Raw genomic sequence first — 797 nt, 5'->3', positions numbered from 1 at the left:
GTGAGTCGGCCCCTAAGGCGAGGCTGAGAAGCGTAGTCGATGGGAAACAGGTGATAACACTCTCCGAACGTTTGGCTTTCCTAATCAAGGCTTTGTTCAGTTTGATTCAAATGGTATCCCCGGTTCCTAAGGCACTTTTGTTTTGTGTGACGAGCGCGGTATCACTGAAGCCAAAGCAATTATTATTAGTGTGATCGGCCACGTCAGGTCAGCGGTAGACGAAGAAGAAACGCCCGATGATATCGTTAACAACCATGAAGGGGTGAATGTAATATGTCCAGCAAGCTAAGCCCCTATGCATCTTCAGCCCAACTATTGCAGCCTCTTTCTCCTAAGCATCAGGGTGGGTTCACTCTGATCGAGATTCTGGTTGCCATTGTTATTTTATCAATTGGTTTGCTGGGTGTTGCTAGCCTGCAAGTTCAGGGCTTACGTAATAACCAAAGTGCCTATCTTCGCTCGCAAGCCTCTCTACTTGTTTATGATATGGCAGACCGTATGAGAACAAACGCTGATGAAGCGATTGCCGGTGCTTATGACGGCTTCGATTCACTTGGCACAGTGCCATCAGACCCGGGCTGTATTAACAGCATCAATGGCTGCAGTGAAGCTAGATTGGCAGACAATGATTTGTTTGAATGGGCACAACGCCTCAATGGCACTGATGAGTCAGCCATTCTTTTACCCGATGCACGGGGCAGAATAATCCGGGGTGACAATAACCTGTTTACCATTGAAATCTCCTGGAATGAAACACAGTGGGATGACGAAACACAAAGCAATCAAGTCTCTAACCA

The 797-nt window shown here is 47.2% G+C and carries 2 protein-coding genes; both read left to right on the top strand.

Annotated features, from left to right (window positions below; genetic code table 11):
- Positions 1-142: 142 nt before the first annotated feature.
- Positions 143-289 carry a hypothetical protein gene (locus A3766_RS29375; RefSeq protein ID WP_156508574.1) on the top strand — a complete coding sequence of 49 codons (147 nt, stop codon included), beginning with the start codon at positions 143-145 and terminating at the stop codon, positions 287-289.
- Positions 274-797: type IV pilus modification protein PilV (gene pilV, locus A3766_RS00700; RefSeq protein ID WP_068641463.1), on the top strand; the 524-nt coding region annotated here is incomplete at its 3' end. The genes A3766_RS29375 and pilV, both read left to right, overlap by 16 nt.

The sequence above is a fragment of the Oleiphilus sp. HI0132 genome, assembly GCF_001635845.1.
Note: the sequence above shows the minus strand (reverse complement) of the source record. Positions and strands in the feature narration are given on the sequence as shown.